Origin of the sequence: Pseudomonas mandelii (genome assembly GCF_002251635.1) — a bacterium.
Lineage (GTDB): Bacteria > Pseudomonadota > Gammaproteobacteria > Pseudomonadales > Pseudomonadaceae > Aquipseudomonas > Aquipseudomonas mandelii_B.
This window is the reverse complement of sequence record NZ_NMOJ01000048.1, coordinates 1-18,819: the sequence shown is the minus strand read 5'-3', so window position 1 is coordinate 18,819 and position 18,819 is coordinate 1. Positions and strand designations below refer to the sequence as shown.

Below are 18,819 nucleotides of genomic sequence, written 5' to 3'. Positions count from 1 at the left end.
TTTGCAGCAAACTACTTGGGCCCGAGAATCTTCACCAACTTGTCCGGCGAAGGCGCGCCTTGCTGTTGTTGCAGCTCGCCCTTGTCGTCCATGTAGAAAATCGCCGGGGTGGCCTGCAGTTCCAGGTCTTCCATCAACTGCATGTTCGCCGCCAGTTTCGCCTGAATCGCCGGCGGCACGTCTTTCAGGGCTTTCAGCGAACTGCCCTTGCCGGATTTTTCGTGATCTTCCAGCGCCTTGCTCGGGTCCTTGGCGGCCAGCAGCGCGGCGGATTTGCCCGGGCTGTCCTCACGAATGATCCCGACCATGATGTGCCGCAACTGTACCTTGCCGGCTTTTACCCACGGCCGTGCCTGTTCCCAGAACATGTTGCAGTACGGGCAGTTGGGGTCGCTGAACAGGTACACGATGCGTGGCGCATCTTTTTTGCCGTCGGCGATCCAGTTACTGGCTTCCATCTTGGCCCAGACTTCCTTGGACATCGGCGCGTAGACCAGTTTCTGCAACGGTGCACTGCTCAGGTCATTGCCCTCGGCGTCGTACAGATTGCCCAGCAACACATGTTTGCCATCCGGGGTCAGGTACAGCGCCATGCCGCGGTTCTGGTACTGCGCGGCATACCCGCGCAGTCCGTCGGGCGCATCGAACTGACCGACGATTTTTGCGCCCTTGGCTTCGATCTTCTTGATCGCTTCAGGCAATTCTTCGGCGGCCTGCACCGACGGCAGGTGCAGCAACGCTGCGCCCAGAGTCAGCGTCAGCAGGTGGCGGAGGCGGGGCATGGCAGTTTCCTTGAAAAGGTGGCCGGTACGGCAGGAGAAGGGGGGTCGAAGTTTTCCAGGGCGCGGGCCAGGCTGGCATCCGAGAGTTCACCCAAATGGCTGCCCAGCAATCGACCGTCGGGGCTATAGAACAGCGTAGTCGGCAATGCCATGGAGCCCACGGCCTGGCCCAATCGACCGCTGCCGTCGAACAGCACGTTGGTCAGGCTCAGGCCTTGGGTNTCGAGGAAGGTGCTGACGCTTTGCATGCTTTCGGCCTGGTTGACGAACAGGAAGGTCACGTCCGGCCGTTGATGCTGCGCGCGCTCCAGCACCGGCATTTCCCGGCGGCACGGTGGGCACCAGGTGGCCCAGAGNTTGATGACCAGCGGCCCGCCCTTGTAGTCCGCCAGTTGCACGGTTTCGCCGGCGGCATTGCGCAGGGCGATTTCCGGCAGGCGCGTGCCTTGTTCGTAAATACTCAGGGAGAAAGTCGCCAGCAGCCAGAACGCCAGACCGCTGGCCACGCCAAACCCCAGCGGGCGGCGCAACCCCGGTCGACGCCAACCGCGATACAACGCGGTGAGCAGCAGCACAATCACCCCGGGCCAGGCGAGGAAACCGCCATCGCGCAGGTCGATGATTTGCCACGGATCGTTACGATAGTGTGTCCAGTAGACGCCGACGAAACCGACCCGCGCCGCCAGCATGCCCAGTAAAAACAGGCTGAACAGCGCCGACTCGGGATTCTCGCCTCCGCGCTTGGCCACCCGCCAGCCGACAAACGTCGCCAGCGCGAGGGCACTGATCAGCAGCAGATGGTTAAGCGCGATGGCAAAGGTGCCGAGGGTAAAGGTCAGCATTAACGGGCGTCTCGGGTGGTGGTCCAGCGTTGCAGGAAGGCGTCGGCATCGACCTCGCCGGTGATGCGATGACTGCGACGCTCCTGGCCGTCTGCGCCGATCCACAGAAAACTCGGTGGTCCCGGCACTTTATAGCGGCCGAGCAGTTCGCGGCTGGCGGCGTTGTCGGCGGTGACGTCCAGGCGNAGCAGGCGCACNTCGCTCAACGCTTCCATCACTTCNGGTTTGCCGAACACTTGTTTTTCCATGATCTTGCACGACACGCACCAGTCGGCGTAGTAGTCCAGCAGCACCCATTGGCCCTGGGCCTGTGCGGCGTCCAGTTCCTGTTGCAGCGCTTGCGGACTGTTGATCGTGGTGAATGCCTCATGGCCGGTCGGGCGAGCGGTATGACTGGAAGAGGCTGAGGCGCTGTAGACCTGCAACGGTTTGAGCAGATCATCACTGCCCCCGGCGGCGCCGATCAGCAGCAGACCGCCCCACATCCCGAGCAACAGCGCACTGGCGCCGAACAGATGGGCGACGCGGCCGAAGCCTTCCGACTGTTTCCAGGCGCTGTAGGCAGCAATCAGCAGCAAGGCGCCGCACAGACCGATCCACAGCGATTGATCCAGCACCGGGCGCAGCATCAGCAGGGCGGTGGCGAGGAACAGGAAACCGAACACGCCTTTGAGCACGTCCATCCAGCTGCCCGGTTTAGGCAGGAAGCGGTTGCCCACGGTGACCAGCAACAACAGTGGAATACCGATGCCGATGCCCATGGCGAACAGGATCAAACCACCGTGCAGCGCATTGCCGCTCTGGGCGATATACAGCAGGGCGCCGGCCAGTGGCGCGGTCATGCACGGCCCCACCAGCAGCCCCGACAAGGCACCGAGCACACCGGCACCGATCAAACTGCCACCACGCTGATTGCGCGACACATTTTCCAGCCGATCACGCACCGCCACCGGCAGTTGCAGCTCGAAGAAACCGAACATCGGTAACGCCAGCAGGACAAATATCGCCGCGAAGCTGCCCAGCAGCCACGGGTTCTGCAACAGCGCCTGAAGGTTCGCACCCAGCAGCGCGGCCAGCACGCCCATCGCCGCATACACCAGCGCCATGCTCACCACGTAACTGGTCGCCAACGCAAAGCCACGTTTGGGCGTGGCCCCACTGCCGACAATCAACCCGGCCAGAATCGGCAGCATCGGCAACGAGCAAGGGGTGAAGGCCAGCAGCAGGCCCAGACCGAAGAACACCAGCAAACTCCAGCCCAGCGCCCGTTGTTGCAGGCCGCTGGCCAGGGCCTGATCCGGTGCCTCATTGGTTGCACCCGTAACGTTGCCGCCCAGGTCCACGACCTGAGTCTGCGGCGGATAACACAAACCGGCATCGGCACAGCCCTGGAAGCCCACCTTGATCTGACCGGTGGCGCCCGCCGGAATCTTCAGCTCCAGGCCTTGGCGATAGACCTGTTGTTCGCCGAAGAACTCGTCACTGTGCGCTTCACCTACCGGTAATGGCGGCTGCTGCTCCGGGGGCAATCCTTCGAATTTCAGGCGCTTCTGGTAAAGGTAGTAACCGTCGGTAATTTGCCAAAAGAGCTGTGTTTCACCCGATTCGAGGCGCTCGGAGGTCAAGACAAAGGCCTTTTCCACCGGCAAAAATTCAGGTTTGGTATCGAACGGATTGGTCCCTGCCTGGGCCACACCCGAGATCAAGAGAACAAAAAAAAGAAACAGTCGACGCATGGGTAAGCCTTATCCCTGTGCAAGTGAGGTGCACAATGGGAGGCGGCGATTAACCGATGATTAACCGCCGCCGTTGCTGCCCGCTGAGCTGATCAGAGGACCGCCGCTACTGTTTAAATCAGGCCTGGCCAGGATTGGTTGTCTACTGCATGCGGGCCGGATACCAGACGGTTTTGCGCGATGTTATAGATCAGGTACTGATTGTAATTGTCGTCACTATTACTGTCTTTTTGCACGCCGGTAATAATTCGGTCGAGGTAGGGGGACAGTCCGCTCCAGACGGTCGGGGAGATGGAGGGTTGATTGTAATAGTTGCTTTTGTAGTTGAATTGGAAGTGCTTTCCGTCGCTCATGATGAACTTAAATATGTGGCCCGTTTCGTTTAGAGTCCACCACGTCACTGCGATGATACGATCGAAATAAGGAAGAATGGGAGCCCATCCAGTATTTTCCACAGGCTTTATATAACTGACTCTATCGGTGTCTTGATTATACTTACAGACGGTCGGTGTAGTGCCTTCGTAAAAAAACAACCATGTTGCGTCAGAGTCATAACCTTCAGACTCATTGATCAGATCAGTGGTGGTTAAGCCAAAGCGTAGGTTTTTGGCATGGGCGTGGAAGTCATTCCAGTTGCCGTATGAAATATCGCTCGGGTATCCCTTTGGAACTTGCCTGTCGCCAAGGCTGTATCGAGAGTATTTATTTATGTCTTTGAAGAAGAAATGAATTCCATCTTTGCCAGAGCGCCAGTCGACGGTGACAAAGTTTTTCAAGATTGGCATGTTGTTGTTCCTTTCAATAGTTAAACGTTTGTTGGTTGTTCAAGAGCAGGTTTGTGGTCAGGTTGTCATGTTTTCGTGTTGTGAGTTAGTTGCGGATTGAGCTTATCGCTTTACGAAAATCAATAAGAGTATGTGTCTGTTTTAAATCTGCGGTTTTTATCAAACACGGCCTGGTTTAAACCAGTACGACGGCCAGTAAAAGCCTTCGCTTCTCGTCAGCGGCAGGCCTTGCCATAATTGCGGCTTAATCCTCAGCTGCTTCACTGGCTTTTTTTGCTCCGGGAGCTCCCATGCATGTACTGGTTTGCGAAGACGATGAGCTGATTGCCAGCGGCATTGTTGCCGGCCTGACCGCGCAAGGCCTGACCGTCGAGCACGTCGCCACCGCATCGGCTGCCCGGGCGATGCTCAAGGTGGCTGAGTTCGACGTCATGGTGCTCGACCTAGGCCTTCCCGATGAAGATGGCCTGAAGCTGTTGCAGCAGTTGCGCCACAGTGGCCTGGAGATTCCGGTGCTGATTCTCACGGCGCGGGATTCGGTCACCGACCGCGTCGACGGCTTGCAGGCCGGCGCCGACGATTACCTGCTCAAGCCATTCGACCTGCGTGAACTCGCCGCGCGCCTGCACACCTTGTTGCGACGCGTGGCGGGACGCAGCGTCAACCTGATCGAACACGGCCGTCTGACTTACGACCCGAGCAGCCGTGAAACCATGCTCGGCGGTCAGTCCGTCGACCTCTCGCGGCGTGAGCAGTCGCTGTTGCAGGCCTTGTTGCATAACCGTGGCCGGGTGCTGTCCACCGAGCAACTGAAGGACAGCGTCTACGGTTTCAACGACGAGCTGGAAAGCAACGCCCTCAACGTGCATATCCATCACCTGCGGCGCAAACTCGGCAATGGCATTGTCGAGACCGTTCGCGGCCTGGGTTATCGCCTTGGGCCGGCCGATGGTGGAGAGGAATTGAAAAAGTGATGAGCTTGCGTTTGCGCCTGAGCCTGACGCTCGGCGCCGCTTTTGCGCTGATCTGGGTACTGGCGGCGGCCTGGATGCTCAACGATCTGCGTAACCAGATGATGTTTTCNCTCGACCAGCGGCTGGTGGCGTCGGCGCGCATGGTCGCCGGCCTGATGGAACAATTGCCCGCGTTGCCGAGCAAGGGCGAGGGCACCCATTTCAGCGCCGAACAACTGAATATTCCGGGTGGCATGGCCTGCCAGGTCAGTTCGTTGCGCGGCGAAATCCTCGCCCGCAGTCACACCGATCCGCAACAAACCCTCGAAGCCGAGAAAATGGGCTTCCACGATCAGATGATCGACGGCGCGCCGTGGCGCAGCTTCACCCTGGCTCGCGGTGATCTGCGCATTACCACGGCGGATCGGCAGATCGAGCGTGAGGCGTTGAACCTGTCGATATTGCTGGCCGCTTCGGTGCCGGTGGGTGTGGCGCTGCTNGGCTGCCTGTGCCTGTTGTGGCTGGGGATTGGCCAGGGACTGGCGCCGCTCAACCGGATGCGCGATGCCTTGATGCGCCGCAGCGCCGATTCGCTCGAACCCTTGCAGATCCAGCCGCTGCCCAGTGAGCTTCAACCGTTGCTGGACACCCAGAATCAGCTGTTCCAGCGCATCGGCAAGACCATCGAGCGCGAACGCCGCCTGACCGGCGATGCGGCCCACGAATTACGCAGCCCCCTGACGGCGATCAAGACCCACCTGCAAGTGGCGCGCATGACCGAAGGCGCGGCGCGCGACCAGTCCCTGGCCCGGGCAGAAGAGGGCGCCGACCGCATGCACCGCACGCTGGAGCAATTGCTGCTGCTGGCGCGGGTCGAGGGCAGTCTGTCGTTCGACGACGGGGTGCAATGCAGCGCCGAGCAGGTGGCGAAACTGGCGATTCAGGATGCGGCCAGCGGTGATCGTCGGCGGATCAAGCTGCACATGCCGGCGAAGTTCTCCGATGCCCCGGTGCAGATGCCCGCGGTGCTGTCGATCGCCGCATTGCGCAACTTGCTGGACAACGCCCTGCGCCATACCCCGGGCGACGGATCGGTGGAACTGAGCCTGGAAACCACTGGCAGTCGAGCACGCTTTCTGGTCCGCGACCACGGCCCGGGCATTGCCGAAGACGATCTGCAACACCTGACCCAACGCTTCTGGCGCAACGGCCAGAGCACCGGCTGCGGATTGGGCCTGGCGATTGTCCAGGCGATTGTCCAAAGGTGCGGCTGCACCCTGCATTTCGACAGCCGGCCGGATGGGTTGCGGGTTGAATTGACCATGCCTTTGCAACCGCTCTAACCAACACCGCAATTTCCCTTGTGGGAGCGAGCCTGCTCGCGATGAGGCCATAACATCCAACATCCCTGTTGACTGTTACACCGCCATCGCGAGCAGGCTCTCTCCCACAAGGGAGGCTGTGTTGCACATCAAATGTAACTTCTCTCCATTAGTCACCGACTCGCCACAGCGCTATCGTCCCCGGCAGCTTTTTCTCAATGGATTGAGGTAACAGCGCCATGGATGCATCGATTCACATCTGCAAGGCAACCCCCGCCGACGCCGGCATCATCAGCCGGATCGTCGAGCGCTCCATTCGTGTCGGCTGTGCGCTCGACCACCGCAACGACCCGCGAACCGTCGCCACCTGGACCCACAACAAAACCATCGATCACGTGCAACCCTGGCTGTCCGACCAACGGTTGTACCTGAACATCGCCCTGTTGCAGGACAAACCGGTCGGTGTCGCCATGGCGGCGATCAGTGGCAAGATCGCGTTCTGCTATGTGCAGCCGGAATGGTTTCGTCGCGGTGCCGGAGAGGCGCTGGTTCACGACCTCGAAGGCTGGTTGATCGATCAGGGGCTGGCCCAGGCACGACTCAACAGCACCCGCACCAGCGAGGCTTTTTACCGTCATTTGGGGTATCGGCCCTGTGCCGAAATCTTCACCGTGGCCGGGCTCCACGCCATTCCCATGCACAAGGCACTGACACCGCCGTCATAGAAAGCTGATCGAGGGTCTAAATCCTCGGCACCCTGATGCGTTTCCAGAACAGGAAAACCTTATTGAGGGGTCGAGAGATGTCAGTCGCTACCAGCCTTATGGAAGATCAGTCGGCCCGGATCACTCCGGCGCCGGCCGAGACGCTGTATCAGTTCAACGAATCGCCGTTGCTGGCCCGTCAAAACCAGCAGGAATCGAATGCCCGCAGCTACCCGCGGCGCATTCCCCTGGCGCTCAAGCGCGCCAAGGGCATTTATGTCGAAGACGTCGAAGGCCGCAGTTTCATCGACTGCCTGGCGGGTGCAGGCACCTTGGCGCTGGGCCACAACCACCCGGTGGTGATCGAAGCCATCCAGCAGGTACTCAGCGACGAGCTCCCGCTGCACACCCTCGACCTGACGACGCCAGTCAAGGACCAGTTCGTACAAGACCTGTTCGGCCTGTTGCCTGCAGCGCTTGCGCAGGAAGCGAAAATCCAGTTCTGCGGCCCCACCGGCACCGACGCGGTGGAAGCCGCGTTGAAGCTGGTGCGCACGGCCACCGGTCGCAGCACGGTGTTGTCGTTCCAGGGCGGTTACCACGGCATGAGCCAGGGCGCACTCAGCCTGATGGGCAGCCTGGGGCCGAAAAAACCGTTGGGCGCCTTGCTCGGCAATGGCGTGCAATTTCTGCCTTTCCCCTACGACTACCGCTGCCCCTTCGGCCTGGGCGGCGCGGAAGGNGTGAAGGTCAACCTAAGCTATCTGGAAAACCTGCTCAATGATCCAGAGGCCGGCGTGNANCTGCCGGCGGCGGTGATTGTCGAAGTGGTGCAGGGCGAGGGCGGGGTGATTCCGGCCGACCTTGATTGGCTACGTGGCTTGCGACGCATCACCGAGCAGGCGGGCGTGGCGTTGATCGTTGATGAAATCCAGAGCGGTTTCGGCCGCACCGGCAAGATGTTTGCCTTCGAACATGCCGGCATCATCCCGGATGTGGTGGTGATGTCCAAAGCCATCGGCGGCAGCTTGCCGCTGGCGGTAGTGGTGTATCGCGACTGGCTCGACACCTGGCTGCCGGGCGCGCATGCCGGGACTTTCCGTGGTAACCAGATGGCCATGGCGGCGGGTTCGGCGGTGATGCGCTACCTCAAGGAGCACAAGGTCTGCGAGCACGCTGCCGCCATGGGCGAGCGCCTGAGCGAACACCTGCGCATCCTGCAGCGGGACTTCCCGCAACTGGGCGACATTCGCGGGCGCGGCTTGATGCTCGGCGTTGAACTGGTCGATCCGACGGGCACGCCCGATGCCTTGGGGCATCCGCCGATCTTCGGCCGCCTGGCGCCGCTGGTGCAGCGTGAATGCCTCAAGCGCGGGCTGATTCTTGAGCTGGGCGGGCGTCATGGCGGCGTGGTGCGTTTCCTGCCGCCGCTGGTGATTACTGCCGCAGAAATCGATCGGGTAGCGGAGATTTTCGGCCGGGCCATGGCTGCGGCCATCATCAGCCTCTAAATTTTTCGCGCCGCGCAACGTTCCTTCTACATACCGGCTGCACTCGCAGTGCAGCCCACCCTACAGCGATGGAGACACAGCATGACGTCAGTATTCGACCGCGAGGACATCCTCTTTCAGGTCGTGGTCAACCACGAAGAGCAATACTCGATCTGGCCCGACTACAAGGTCGTACCGGAAGGCTGGCGCACCGTGGGCAAGAGCGGCATGAAGAAAGAGTGCCTGGCTTACATCGAAGAAGTCTGGACCGATATGCGCCCGTTGAGCCTGCGTCAGAAGATGGACGAGCAGGCGGCAGTGGCTAATTAAGGTACGACGCAAAAAGAAGCCCGCTGGACTGGTGACAGTCAGCGGGCTTTTTCATGTCTTCAATTTTGTGTTGCCTGTCAGGCCGCCTTCGCGAGCAGGCTCGCTCCTACATTGGATCTATGGCGTGACACAAATCCCCTGTGGGAGCGGGCTTGCCCGCGATGAACGATAACGCGGTCCAACTGACGTTAAACCCCGCTCAACCCCTTGATCACCAGATCCACATTCCCTTCCAGCTCAGCCACGGGATCTGCCGCGTCCACACTCAACACCACCAACCGACTGCCTGCCTCTGCGATCACCGCTTTCAGCGCATCAGACGGCTGGCGATGATGCAACACCACCGCCACATCATTGTCCTTCAGCGTCGCGCCCAATTGCTTCAGCGCTTCAGGTGTCCACTCGGCATCCGGGCGTGCATCGAGGCCGATCAGTTCCAGGTTCAGCCCGCCAATTAAGTAGCCAAAGTGATCGCTCAGGCTCATCACACTGAGGTTATCGGTACTGGCCAATCGCGCTTCGCTGTCGGCACTGAGCTTGAGCAAGCGCTGCTTGAGCGCCGCCAGATTAGCCTCGATCGCAGGCTTCGCCTCGGGGGCCAGACGCACCAGGTCGGCCGCCATCACATCCGCCATCCGCCCCATGTTGTTGCTGGAAAACCATGGCTGGCTGTTCAATCCGTCGACCTTGTTGCCCGGCTGCACGGCGATGCCGGGCAGGGCGCCGTCCACGGGGCGGGCGGCGTCGACTTCAATGATACGAATGTTGCTGCGCCGGGCAATCGGGTACAGCGGATCGTCCGCCCACAGTGAGCGCAGACCGATCACCGCATCGGCGTCGGTCGCCAGTTTGGCCAGCGCCGGAGCGCCACGACCAGTGAAGTACGCAGTCTGGCGGCTGCCAGGCAGGTTCGCCGGCGCGGCACGTTCAAGGGTGACGTCGGTGCCTTTGAGCAGGACTTCGCCCAGGCCGTAAGTGATCGGCAAGGACGCCAGCACGCGCAGGGGTTTTGGATCCGCCGCAAAGCTTGTGTTGACCAGCCCGCACAGGGCGACGGCCAGGGTCAGTTGACGCAGAGGAAAATACATTTATCCGATATTCCCTTTCAGGCTTGGGACAACGCCACGCGCGATGGCGGCGAGGGCGAAGGCGATACCGGCGACCAGAATGATCGCGGCACCGGACGGAATAGGCAGGTCGAAGANGATCGGCAACAGGATGCCGCACAGCGTGCTGACCGTGGCAATCATCACGGANACCCAGAAGAAGCCCTTCAACGACTGGCTGAGCAAGCGTGCCGCTGCGGCCGGAATCACCAACAGCGCACCGACCAGAATCGCGCCGATGACTTTCACTGCGGCCACGGTGATCAGGGTCACCAGAATCACAAACAGATAATCCAGGGTCTTCACNGCCACACCGCGCACCGCTGCCAGCTGCGGGTTGAAGCTGGCCAGCATGATGCGGTTGTACAGTGGCAGCGCCAGGGCCATCACCAGCGAACCGACAATTGCGAGNACCAGCAGATCGTTACCGTTGACCGTCAGCACCGAACCGAAAAGCACGTTTTCGAGGATGTGCACGTTGATTTTGCCCGCCAGAATCAGCAGCAGGCTCGCACCCAGGGCCAACGACACCGAGAGAAACACGCCGATCAATGTATCCGGCGCCAGCCCCGTGCGGTTGCGCAGGTAGTTGAGCAGGATGCCAAACAGCAGGCAGTAGCCGAACAGTGCGCCATAGGGCCCGGTGTAGGGTTCGCCGAGCAGAATGCCCACGGCCACGCCGGTCAGTGCAGCATGCCCGACAGCCTCGGAGAAAAACGCAAAGCGCTTGACCACTACCAGCGTCCCCAGGCCGCCAAGTACCGGGCCGATCAGCAAACCGGCGAGCAAGGCATTGACCACAAACCCATAGGCCAGCGCCTCCGGCAGGTACCCGGACGAGGCCCAGCCCTGGACCATCAAACGAAACGCTTCATAACTCATGGCGCCGAGCTCCGAGGGTGGGTGGAGAACAGGGTCAGCAGGCGGTCCGGGGTCAATGCCTCTTTGGGCGTGGCGTCGAACAGCACGCGGCGGTTCAGGCCGGTGACGCGGTCNGCCAGACGCCCGACGGCTTCCAGATCGTGCTCGATCCACAACACGGTGATGCCGCTCTGGCGCCAGTCGCCGAGCAGCCGTTCGAACACCTGGATGCCGGCCTCATCGAGGGCCGACATCGGTTCGTCGAGCACCAGCAACTGCGGCGCCGGGATCAGGCCCTGGGCCAGCAAGACACGCTGACGCTCACCGCCGGACAACGCGCCCATGCGGCGTTTGCGTTTGTCCTGCATGCCGACCCGTTCCAGCGCTTCGCCAATCGCGGGCGCGTAATGCTTGCTCAAACCGAGGAACGCCGGACGGCGCTGACACATCGCGGCCATGAAGTCGTCNACNGTCATCGGCAAGCCGCGGTCGAATTCCAGCGCCTGGGGCACGTAACCGATGGTCCCGGGCGTGCCCGGCCATTGCAGGCTCAGACGGCCCTGATGCGGCATCTGCCCGAGCAGGGTCTTGATCAACGAACTCTTGCCGCCACCGTTCGGGCCCACCAGCGCATGTATGCTGCCGGGCTGCACCTGGAAGGTCACGTTGTCGAGGATCGTCGTGCGCCCCAGCGTCAAACTGACCTGCGCAAAATCCAGCGTCGGCCCCGAACCCTGTGGGAGCGGGCTTGCTCGCGAAGAGGGAGTGTCAGTCGACATCAATGTTGACTGTCGACATCAATGTTGACTGACCCACCGTTTTCGCGAGCAAGCTCGCTCCCACAGGGGATTCGGTGATGGTTTCTTTCGCCGTCATTTCCCCGACTCCTGAATCGCCCGAACCACGGTGTTGAGGTTGCCGGTCATTTCCACTTCGTACTTTTCAGGGGTGTATTCGCCGTAGGAGATATGCGACAGCGGGTACAGCTTGACCCCGGATTCACGCTGGATGGTCTCGACGTAGGTGGACGGGAAATCCATCTCCGAGAAGATCACCTTCACATCCAGNTCGCGCAGTTGATCGATGGTCTTTTTCAGCTGGCTCGGGCTCGGCTCGATGCCGTGGGCCGGCTCGACCACGGCGGTCACTTCCAGGCCGAATTCGCGCAGCAGGTAGTCATAAGCCGCATGCACCGTGGCCACTCGCAGTTCGGCGTTCGGCGCCTGGGTCAGCTTGGCCAGGGCGTCGGCGCGCATCTGGCGCAGGCGTTTGCCGTAGGCACGGGCGTTCTGGGTGTAGGCCTTGGCATTGTCCGGGTCAAGCTTGCCCAACTCGCGGGCGATGTTGTTGACCTGGGCAATCGACGCGCTGATCGACAGGAAGGTGTGCGGGTTGACCACCTTGCCCGCGCCACGCGCGGCGGTGCCGGTGGCGGCCAGCAGCGGCACGTTTTCGTTGGCTTCGATCACCGGGACGTTCGGCGTTTCGCTGGCGGCGATCATGCGGTCGGCGAAGTCGTCATGACCGACGCCATTGAGCACGANCACGTCGAGGGTGCCGATGCGCTTGATGTCTTCGGCGCGGGGCTCATAGGCGTGCGGGTTGAAGCCGGCCGGAATCAGCGGGACCACGTCGGCCTTGTCGCCGACAATGTTAGCCACGTAGCTGTAGTAAGGGTGCAGGGTGATGCCGATACGCAGGCGCTTGGCGTCTTCGGCGCTGGCCAGTGGCGTCAGCAACAAGGCAAGCAGGCCGACCAGCAGCGGGCGCAGGAAAGAGCGTTGAGATGAAATAGGCATGGGAAAGCGTTCTTCTCTCGGGTGAAGGCGAGGGGTCAGTGCCGGTGCTGGCGGGTCACGCCGGCATCGAATTGCGCGACGATCTGCTGCCAGCCGGCGCTTTCCAGCGCGGCGTCAGTGAGGTCGGTCGGGGCCGCGAGGGCGTTATCGCGGTTGAGCCAGACGTCCGGCGCATCGTCGTCAGCGGTCAAACGCATCAGAAACGAACCGGCCACGGCGGGCGTCTGGCTCTGACCGAAATAAGCCTTGGCGTCGAGCAACTGCCAGGCATGGCCGCCCCGACTGACGGAACTGGCGTCCTGGGCAAACGGTGCAAAACCTTCTTCGGCCAGTTGCGCAGGCGTCGGCAGGGCGCTTTGCTCCTGTTGCAGCAGCTGGATTTCATCCAGGGTCACCCGCAGGTCGGCATAGATGCCTTGTTCGGATGCGCTGAGGTCGCGACGGGCATCCAGCTGATGGCTGCCTACGCTGCTGACTTCCTGAGACTCATGGCGCAGGGCCACCACCGAACCGGCCACCGCGAGGATNATCAGGCATAACAGCAACACATACAGGGTTTCATGGCCGGCACCGGCGGGGCGCACGACGTGCGTGGTTGGCGTACTCATGGGGCTTCAATGTCCGCTTGGTCGATCTCGACGACGTGGCCGGGGCCCGCGTCAAACAGCACATAGAACTCGGCCGCGGGCTTCTTGAAAGTCAGGGTTGAGTCCTGGCCGAGTTTGCCGGGCAGCAGGATGGTTTCGTCGTAGCCGATGACGTCCAGGGTCACGCCCGGGGCGCCGCTGCCGTCGGAGAAACCGCCGGTGCACTGGATCTGCTCGCCGGGTATTTCCTTGCATTCGCACATCGGGTTGTGGGCCAGGGCGCTGGCGCTGAAACCGGCGCAGAGCACCAGCAAAGCCGCGTTTAGAGAACGTAGCGTCATGGTTTGCCTCCTTGTTTGTTCAGCCACGCGAGGGTGGCGGGGGATGCCTGGCTCAGGGGGATCGACGCTTGGTGCATCGCGCCGTCCCAGCCTTCCATGGTGATCCACAGTTCGGCGTCGGCTTTGGTCTTGTCGGGGATCGGCAGCATGGCGCCCATGCGGTAGGGCGTACCGAAGAAGATCACCCCGGCGGCGCGCAAGCTGCGCGGTTTGCCGATACGCAGGTAGGTGGCCTTGACCTGATCGCGGCAGCTGTCGCACAGCGCCGCGTTGAAGCTTTTCATGTGGCCGGCCGGGCCATCGAGGGTCGGTGCTTCGTTGCGCAACTCGGCGAGGCGCAGGCTCCAGGGCCCAACCTGTACTTCACCGATTTCCCGCTCACCCAAGCCGGTGTCGCCGCGAAACAACGCGGCGTCGGCGAAGTATTTGGGCATGAACCCCAGGGGCACCAGCAACAGCAGGATGTTGATATGGAACCGCCATTTGTGCCAGAAGCGGCTCAGTTTCGAGGCGGGTTGTTCAGCGGCGAACAGGCTCATTGGCTGACCTCCGTGGTTTCGCGGTGATCGACAGCGGCGGTGCGCGGACGTTTGTCCTTGCGCTTGAGNGCATTGAGGGTGGCCAGGGCGGTGCGCTTGGTCCAGATCAGCAGGCCGCTCAACACCATCATGCTCAGCACCAGGCCGAAGAATGCCCAGATCAGCTTGATCCAGATGCCGCCGAAATCACCGGTGTGCAGCGGCCGCATGGATTCGGTCACCAGCTCCAGGCCGGAACGGTCCGACAGCAAGCGGGTGGCAGCGATATCGCCGGTGTACGGGTTGATCTCGGCAGTCTGGAACATCAACGGATACCAACTGCGTCCGCCCACCGTGAGGTAGCTGTAGGCATTGGCGGGCAGGCTGACGAAGCTGTCTTCCAGACCGGGAATGCGTTCCTTGGCCTGCGCAATCGCGGCTTCCAGGCTGATCATCGGCGCTGGCGAGCCATCGGTGCTCACCGGCACGCTCTCACGCGGCACCACCAAGGCCACCGGCGCGGTGGAAATCGACACCTGGTTATCGAACATGAACGCCTGGATCAGAAACCAGGTGCCGGTGATGGAAATCACCGCGATAAACCAGATTGACCAGATCCCGCTCAGGCGGTGGAAGTCCCCCCAGAANATCCGCGCGCCATGACGGATGCGCAATGTCGGTCTAAAGAAGCCCTTCCAGAAACGCTTGTAGACCACCAGCCCGGTCACCAGTGACGCCAGCAACGGCAGGCCGAGCGCCGAGACCAGGTACCAGCCCCAACTGAAGCCGTTGGTGAACGGCACCAGCCACCAGCCATGCAATGCACGGGTAAAGGCCTGGAAATTGAATTGCGGGGCAGTGCCCTGAATCACGCCGCTGTACGGGTTGACGTAAACCTTCACCGAGCGCCCGTCGGGGTAGCTGACATCGACATCCAGCGCGAAGTGCGACTCATCTGGCCGGCTGATGCCCTCGACCAGGGTGTTCGGTTCCGCCTTCTTGATGGCGGCGATGATCTGGTCATAACTGAGCAGCGGTGCGTCGTCCGTGGGTTGGCTGGCGCGCATCTGCGGGTTGGCCAGCCAGACGATTTCCTGACTGACCACCGCCAGCGTGCCGGTGACACAGACGATCAGCACGAAAAACCAGATCGGCAAGGCCAGCCAGCTATGGACCAGAAACCAGAGTTTGGAGCGGGATTTCTTCGACATGATTAAAGGTCTTGTATCGATGGGAGGGCCTCTGCTGCGGGCTTCCCAGCGATGAGGTCCATGAAAAGTCGCCCGTGGCTTTTGCCTACGCGGACTGACTGCATCTCTATAGGACGGATGAGGAACGGAAATCCCGAACGGCGATGTGAAAGTAAATGTTTCGCGTTCCAGCCAGCACACATACACAACCCCTGTGGGAGTGAGCCTGCTCGCGATTGCGTTGGTTCAGCCGAAATCAATGTTGAATGTCNCTCCCACAAGGGATTTGCATTCATTTGAGGCAGCGGGTGAACCGATCCAACACGAACCATGGTTCACGGGATCACTGTCCGGCCATTGATGGCGATGGCCGACTCCCTAAGATGGAGCTCAGACGCCTTTCACCCGCGAGCCTGAGCGAGCCTCTCCATGACGCCAGCAAGAACCCTCTACGACAAACACATCGATTCCCANACGGTGTGCCCCCTGGACGATCAGGGCCATGTCCTTCTGTACATCGACCGCCAGGTGATCAACGAATACACCAGCCCCCAGGCATTCAGCGGCTTGCGCGAGGCCGGGCGTNGGGTCTGGCGGGCCGGCACCGCGCTGGCGGTGGTCGATCACGTCAACCCCACCACGCCCACGCGTATTGCGGCGATGCCCGATGCGGGCGGCGCGCGGCAGGTGTCGTACCTGGCGGAAAACTGCCGGGACTTCGGCATCGAGCTGCTGGACATCCTCAACAAACGCCAAGGCATCGAACACGTCATCGCCCCTGAGCAGGGCTTCATTCTGCCGGGCATGGTCATCGCCGCCGGCGACAGCCACACCACCACGTATGGCGCCCTCGGTGCGTTCGGTTTTGGTATCGGCACTTCGGAAATCGAGCACCTGCTGGCCTCGCAGACCCTGGTTTACAAACGCCTGAAAAGCATGCGCGTGACCGTTGACGGCGAACTGGCGCGCGGCCTCACCTCCAAGGACGTGATCATGGCGCTGATCGGCAAGATTGGCGCGTCCGGCGCCACCGGCTATGCCATCGAGTTTCGCGGCTCCACCATTGATGCACTGAGCGTCGAAGCACGCATGACTATCTGCAACATGGCCGTGGAAGCCGGTGCGCGCGGCGCATTCATGGCACCGGACGAAAAAGTCTTCGCCTACCTNAAGGACAAACCCCGCGCACCCAAAGGCGCGTTGTGGGAGCAAGCGGTGGAGAAGTGGCGCGCCTTGCACAGCGACGCGCACGCGCACTTCGACCGTGAAGTCCGGGTCGACGCCAGCGCCCTGGAACCGATGGTGACGTGGGGCACCAGCCCGGACCAGGCTTCCCCGATCGGCGCGCGCGTGCCGGACCCGCAAGACGTCAGCGACTTGATCCTGCGTCAGGACATGCGCCGCGCCCTGAATTACATGGGCCTTGAAGCGGGGATGCCGCTGAGCGATATCGTGATCAGCCATGCGTTTATCGGCTCCTGCACCAATGCCCGCATCGAAGACCTGCGCGACGCCGCCAGTGTCGTGCGCGGTAAACACGTGGCCGACCACGTACGGGCGATGATCGTCCCCGGCTCCACCGAAGTGCGCGACCAGGCCGAAGCCGAAGGGCTGGCGGCGATCTTTATCGACGCTGGTTTCGAATGGCGCCAGTCAGGCTGCTCGATGTGCCTGGCGATGAACGACGATGTGCTGGCCCCCGGCGACCGCTGCGCTTCCAGCACCAACCGCAACTTCGAAGGCCGCCAGGGCGCCGGCGCCCGCACTCACCTGATGAGCCCGGCCATGGTCGCCGCTGCCGCCATCACCGGCCGCCTCACCGATATTCGTCACTTTGGAGACCGCGCATGAGCCTGCAACCGTTCACCCTGGTTACCGGCAAGGCCGCGCCGATGCTTGCGGCGAATATCGACACCGATGTGATCATGCCCAAGCAGTTTCTCAAGGGCATCGACCGCGCGGGGCTGGATCGTGGTTTGTTTTTTGACCTGCGATTTTTGCCCGACGGTTCACCAAACCCCGGGTTCGTACTGAACCAACCGGCGTGGCAAGGCGCACGTTTCATGGTGGTCGGGCCGAACTTCGGCTGTGGCTCCAGCCGTGAGCATGCGGTGTGGGGCTTGAAGCAAATGGGTATTCGCGCGCTGATCGGCAGCCGCTTTGCCGGCATCTTCTATGACAACTGCCAGCGTAACGGGGTGTTGTTGATTACCCTCGATGAGGCGGTGTCACAGCGACTGGGGCAAGTGGTCAGTGAACCGGACAGCGCGCTGATCAATGTCGATCTGGACGCTCAGGAGATTCGCCTCTACGACGGTCAGGTCATCCCGTTCGAGATCGACACCTTGCGCAAAACCGCATTGCTGCTGGGCCTCGACGCCATCGGCAGCACCCTGCAGCGCAGCGAACAAATCAAAGCCTTCGAGCGCAATCACCTGGCCGCCAACCCCTGGCTAAGCTGAAACACACGTCAACCTGTGGGAGCGAGCTTGCTCGCGATGAGGCCATCACATTCAACATCCATGTTGACNCACATTTTTGAACTGTGTTTACCCGGGCTACACCGACAACCCCTTGAAATGCTCCTGCAAAAACTCCACACACGCCCGCAACTTCCCCGAATACGCCAACCGCGTCGGGTACACCGCCCACACGTTGGCACTCTGGGTGTAATCGTGCAGCAACTGCACCAGCCGCCCCTGATCCAGCAGCGGTTTCACATCCCACAATGACCGCAGCACAACGCCGCGCCCGTCCAGTGCCCACTGCAAGACAATCTCGCCGTTATTGGACGACAGCGGTCCGCTGACCCGCACGCTTTCTTGAACCCCGGTGCGTTCCAGGTTCCAGATGCCGAACGCGTTGTCGCGCTCCTTGATGACCAGGCAATGATGCTGCTCCAGTTCGCTTAACGTCTGCGGCACACCCTGACGTTGCAGGTAACCGGGCGCCGCACAGACGACCCGTCGATTACTCACCAGCTGCCGGCCGATGTGCTGGCCGGGAATGTCGTCGCCGACACGGATCTCCAGATCGAAGCCTTCATTGACGATGTCCACCACCCGGTCGAACAGGTCGAGGCGAATTTCCAGGTCCGGATATCGCTCGGCCAGCAACGAAACGGCCGGCGCCACGTGATGACGGCCGAAACCGAAACTGCTGCACAAATGCAGATGCCCACGGGGGCTGTCGTGGGCGTCGCAGAGTTCATCGGAAAGTTGCTGGAAATCTTCGAGGATGCGCANCGCCCAGCGCTGGACCCGTTCACCGTCCTCGGTCAGGGCGATGCGGCGACTGGTGCGATGGAGCAGGCGGGTGGCCAGGGTAGTTTCGAGGATCTGGATGCGCTTGCTGACATACGCAGGCGACAGGCCCAACTCATCGGCGGCGGCAGCGAAACCCGCCTTGCGAATCACGGTCAGGAACACCCGCAGGTCTTCGGGTAGGGGCACGTTATCTTTCTTGTTAGTCAT

20 protein-coding genes are annotated in these 18,819 nt (G+C 61.5%); 7 read left to right on the top strand and 13 right to left on the bottom strand.

Annotated features, from left to right (window positions below):
- Positions 1-11: 11 nt before the first annotated feature.
- The 4 genes from dsbG to B7L09_RS07060 all read right to left on the bottom strand — a co-directional run bounded on the left by dsbG (position 12) and on the right by B7L09_RS07060 (position 4,145).
- On the bottom strand, positions 12-782 hold the full coding sequence (gene dsbG / locus B7L09_RS07075) for a thiol:disulfide interchange protein DsbG (RefSeq protein ID WP_094468313.1): 771 nt from the start codon (positions 780-782) through the stop codon (positions 12-14).
- Positions 758-1,624, bottom strand: a complete 867-nt coding sequence (locus B7L09_RS07070; protein ID WP_094468312.1) for a TlpA disulfide reductase family protein — start codon at positions 1,622-1,624, stop codon at positions 758-760. The genes dsbG and B7L09_RS07070 overlap by 25 nt, the downstream gene beginning before the upstream one ends.
- Positions 1,624-3,360, bottom strand: coding sequence for a protein-disulfide reductase DsbD (gene dsbD, locus B7L09_RS07065; RefSeq protein WP_094468311.1), 1,737 nt, complete (start codon positions 3,358-3,360; stop codon positions 1,624-1,626). Before dsbD ends, B7L09_RS07070 begins: the two co-directional genes overlap by 1 nt.
- Positions 3,361-3,473: 113 nt before the next feature.
- Complete coding sequence (locus tag B7L09_RS07060; RefSeq protein WP_094468310.1) at positions 3,474-4,145, bottom strand: hypothetical protein; 672 nt, start codon at positions 4,143-4,145, stop codon at positions 3,474-3,476.
- A 290-nt stretch (positions 4,146-4,435) separates the two neighbouring features.
- Between B7L09_RS07060 and B7L09_RS07055 the strand changes: the two genes are divergently transcribed.
- The 5 genes from B7L09_RS07055 (at position 4,436) to B7L09_RS07035 (ending at position 8,944) form a co-directional block, all read left to right on the top strand.
- On the top strand, positions 4,436-5,119 hold the full coding sequence (locus tag B7L09_RS07055; RefSeq protein ID WP_094468309.1) for a response regulator: 684 nt from the start codon (positions 4,436-4,438) through the stop codon (positions 5,117-5,119).
- Complete coding sequence (locus B7L09_RS07050) at positions 5,116-6,441, top strand: ATP-binding protein (RefSeq protein ID WP_094468308.1); 1,326 nt, start codon at positions 5,116-5,118, stop codon at positions 6,439-6,441. The genes B7L09_RS07055 and B7L09_RS07050 overlap by 4 nt, the downstream gene beginning before the upstream one ends.
- A 218-nt stretch (positions 6,442-6,659) precedes the next feature.
- Positions 6,660-7,145: a GNAT family N-acetyltransferase gene (locus B7L09_RS07045; protein WP_094468307.1), complete on the top strand. Its 486-nt coding sequence runs from the start codon at positions 6,660-6,662 to the stop codon at positions 7,143-7,145.
- A 77-nt stretch (positions 7,146-7,222) separates the two neighbouring features.
- Entirely contained in the window at positions 7,223-8,635 is a 1,413-nt protein-coding gene (locus B7L09_RS07040; RefSeq protein ID WP_094468306.1) for an aspartate aminotransferase family protein, read from the top strand.
- An 81-nt stretch (positions 8,636-8,716) separates the two neighbouring features.
- Positions 8,717-8,944, top strand: coding sequence for an MbtH family protein (locus B7L09_RS07035; protein ID WP_094468305.1), 228 nt, complete (start codon positions 8,717-8,719; stop codon positions 8,942-8,944).
- Between the two features lie 188 nt (positions 8,945-9,132).
- Here the strand turns inward: B7L09_RS07035 and B7L09_RS07030 are convergent, their stop codons facing one another.
- The 8 genes from B7L09_RS07030 to B7L09_RS06995 all read right to left on the bottom strand — a co-directional run bounded on the left by B7L09_RS07030 (position 9,133) and on the right by B7L09_RS06995 (position 15,367).
- Entirely contained in the window at positions 9,133-10,032 is a 900-nt protein-coding gene (locus B7L09_RS07030; protein ID WP_094468304.1) for a metal ABC transporter substrate-binding protein, read from the bottom strand.
- The gene (locus tag B7L09_RS07025; RefSeq protein ID WP_094468303.1) at positions 10,033-10,932 is read right to left on the bottom strand and encodes a metal ABC transporter permease; all 900 of its coding nucleotides are present in this window, start codon (positions 10,930-10,932) and stop codon (positions 10,033-10,035) included.
- Positions 10,929-11,690: a metal ABC transporter ATP-binding protein gene (locus B7L09_RS07020; protein WP_176457669.1), complete on the bottom strand. Its 762-nt coding sequence runs from the start codon at positions 11,688-11,690 to the stop codon at positions 10,929-10,931. Before B7L09_RS07020 ends, B7L09_RS07025 begins: the two co-directional genes overlap by 4 nt.
- A gap of 93 nt (positions 11,691-11,783) precedes the next feature.
- Positions 11,784-12,710: a metal ABC transporter substrate-binding protein gene (locus B7L09_RS07015; protein WP_094468302.1), complete on the bottom strand. Its 927-nt coding sequence runs from the start codon at positions 12,708-12,710 to the stop codon at positions 11,784-11,786.
- 35 nt (positions 12,711-12,745) lie between these two features.
- Positions 12,746-13,318 carry a DUF6162 family protein gene (locus B7L09_RS07010; protein WP_094468301.1) on the bottom strand — a complete coding sequence of 191 codons (573 nt, stop codon included), beginning with the start codon at positions 13,316-13,318 and terminating at the stop codon, positions 12,746-12,748.
- Complete coding sequence (locus tag B7L09_RS07005; protein ID WP_094468300.1) at positions 13,315-13,638, bottom strand: hypothetical protein; 324 nt, start codon at positions 13,636-13,638, stop codon at positions 13,315-13,317. The genes B7L09_RS07010 and B7L09_RS07005 overlap by 4 nt, the downstream gene beginning before the upstream one ends.
- Complete coding sequence (locus B7L09_RS07000) at positions 13,635-14,177, bottom strand: PA2404 family protein (protein ID WP_094468299.1); 543 nt, start codon at positions 14,175-14,177, stop codon at positions 13,635-13,637. The genes B7L09_RS07005 and B7L09_RS07000 overlap by 4 nt, the downstream gene beginning before the upstream one ends.
- Positions 14,174-15,367, bottom strand: coding sequence for a PepSY-associated TM helix domain-containing protein (locus B7L09_RS06995; RefSeq protein WP_094468298.1), 1,194 nt, complete (start codon positions 15,365-15,367; stop codon positions 14,174-14,176). The genes B7L09_RS07000 and B7L09_RS06995 overlap by 4 nt, the downstream gene beginning before the upstream one ends.
- Before the next feature lie 408 nt (positions 15,368-15,775).
- Here B7L09_RS06995 and leuC point away from each other — a divergent pair, with 408 nt between their 5' ends.
- Positions 15,776-17,197, top strand: a complete 1,422-nt coding sequence (gene leuC, locus B7L09_RS06990) for a 3-isopropylmalate dehydratase large subunit (protein ID WP_094468297.1) — start codon at positions 15,776-15,778, stop codon at positions 17,195-17,197.
- Positions 17,194-17,808, top strand: a complete 615-nt coding sequence (gene leuD / locus B7L09_RS06985; protein ID WP_094468296.1) for a 3-isopropylmalate dehydratase small subunit — start codon at positions 17,194-17,196, stop codon at positions 17,806-17,808. Before leuC ends, leuD begins: the two co-directional genes overlap by 4 nt.
- Before the next feature lie 96 nt (positions 17,809-17,904).
- Here the strand turns inward: leuD and B7L09_RS06980 are convergent.
- Positions 17,905-18,819, bottom strand: a 915-nt coding sequence (locus B7L09_RS06980; protein WP_094468295.1) for a LysR substrate-binding domain-containing protein, incomplete at its 5' end; no start/stop codon positions are given.

Coding starts and splice junctions, on each gene's coding strand:
- B7L09_RS07005 (WP_094468300.1), bottom strand. CDS start 13,638: ATGACGCTACGTTCTCTAAACGCGGCTTTGCTGGTGCTCTGCGCCGGT.
- B7L09_RS07060 (WP_094468310.1), bottom strand. CDS start 4,145: ATGCCAATCTTGAAAAACTTTGTCACCGTCGACTGGCGCTCTGGCAAA.
- leuD (WP_094468296.1), top strand. CDS start 17,194: ATGAGCCTGCAACCGTTCACCCTGGTTACCGGCAAGGCCGCGCCGATG.
- B7L09_RS07035 (WP_094468305.1), top strand. CDS start 8,717: ATGACGTCAGTATTCGACCGCGAGGACATCCTCTTTCAGGTCGTGGTC.
- B7L09_RS07030 (WP_094468304.1), bottom strand. CDS start 10,032: ATGTATTTTCCTCTGCGTCAACTGACCCTGGCCGTCGCCCTGTGCGGG.
- B7L09_RS07055 (WP_094468309.1), top strand. CDS start 4,436: ATGCATGTACTGGTTTGCGAAGACGATGAGCTGATTGCCAGCGGCATT.
- dsbG (WP_094468313.1), bottom strand. CDS start 782: ATGCCCCGCCTCCGCCACCTGCTGACGCTGACTCTGGGCGCAGCGTTG.
- B7L09_RS07000 (WP_094468299.1), bottom strand. CDS start 14,177: ATGAGCCTGTTCGCCGCTGAACAACCCGCCTCGAAACTGAGCCGCTTC.
- B7L09_RS07045 (WP_094468307.1), top strand. CDS start 6,660: ATGGATGCATCGATTCACATCTGCAAGGCAACCCCCGCCGACGCCGGC.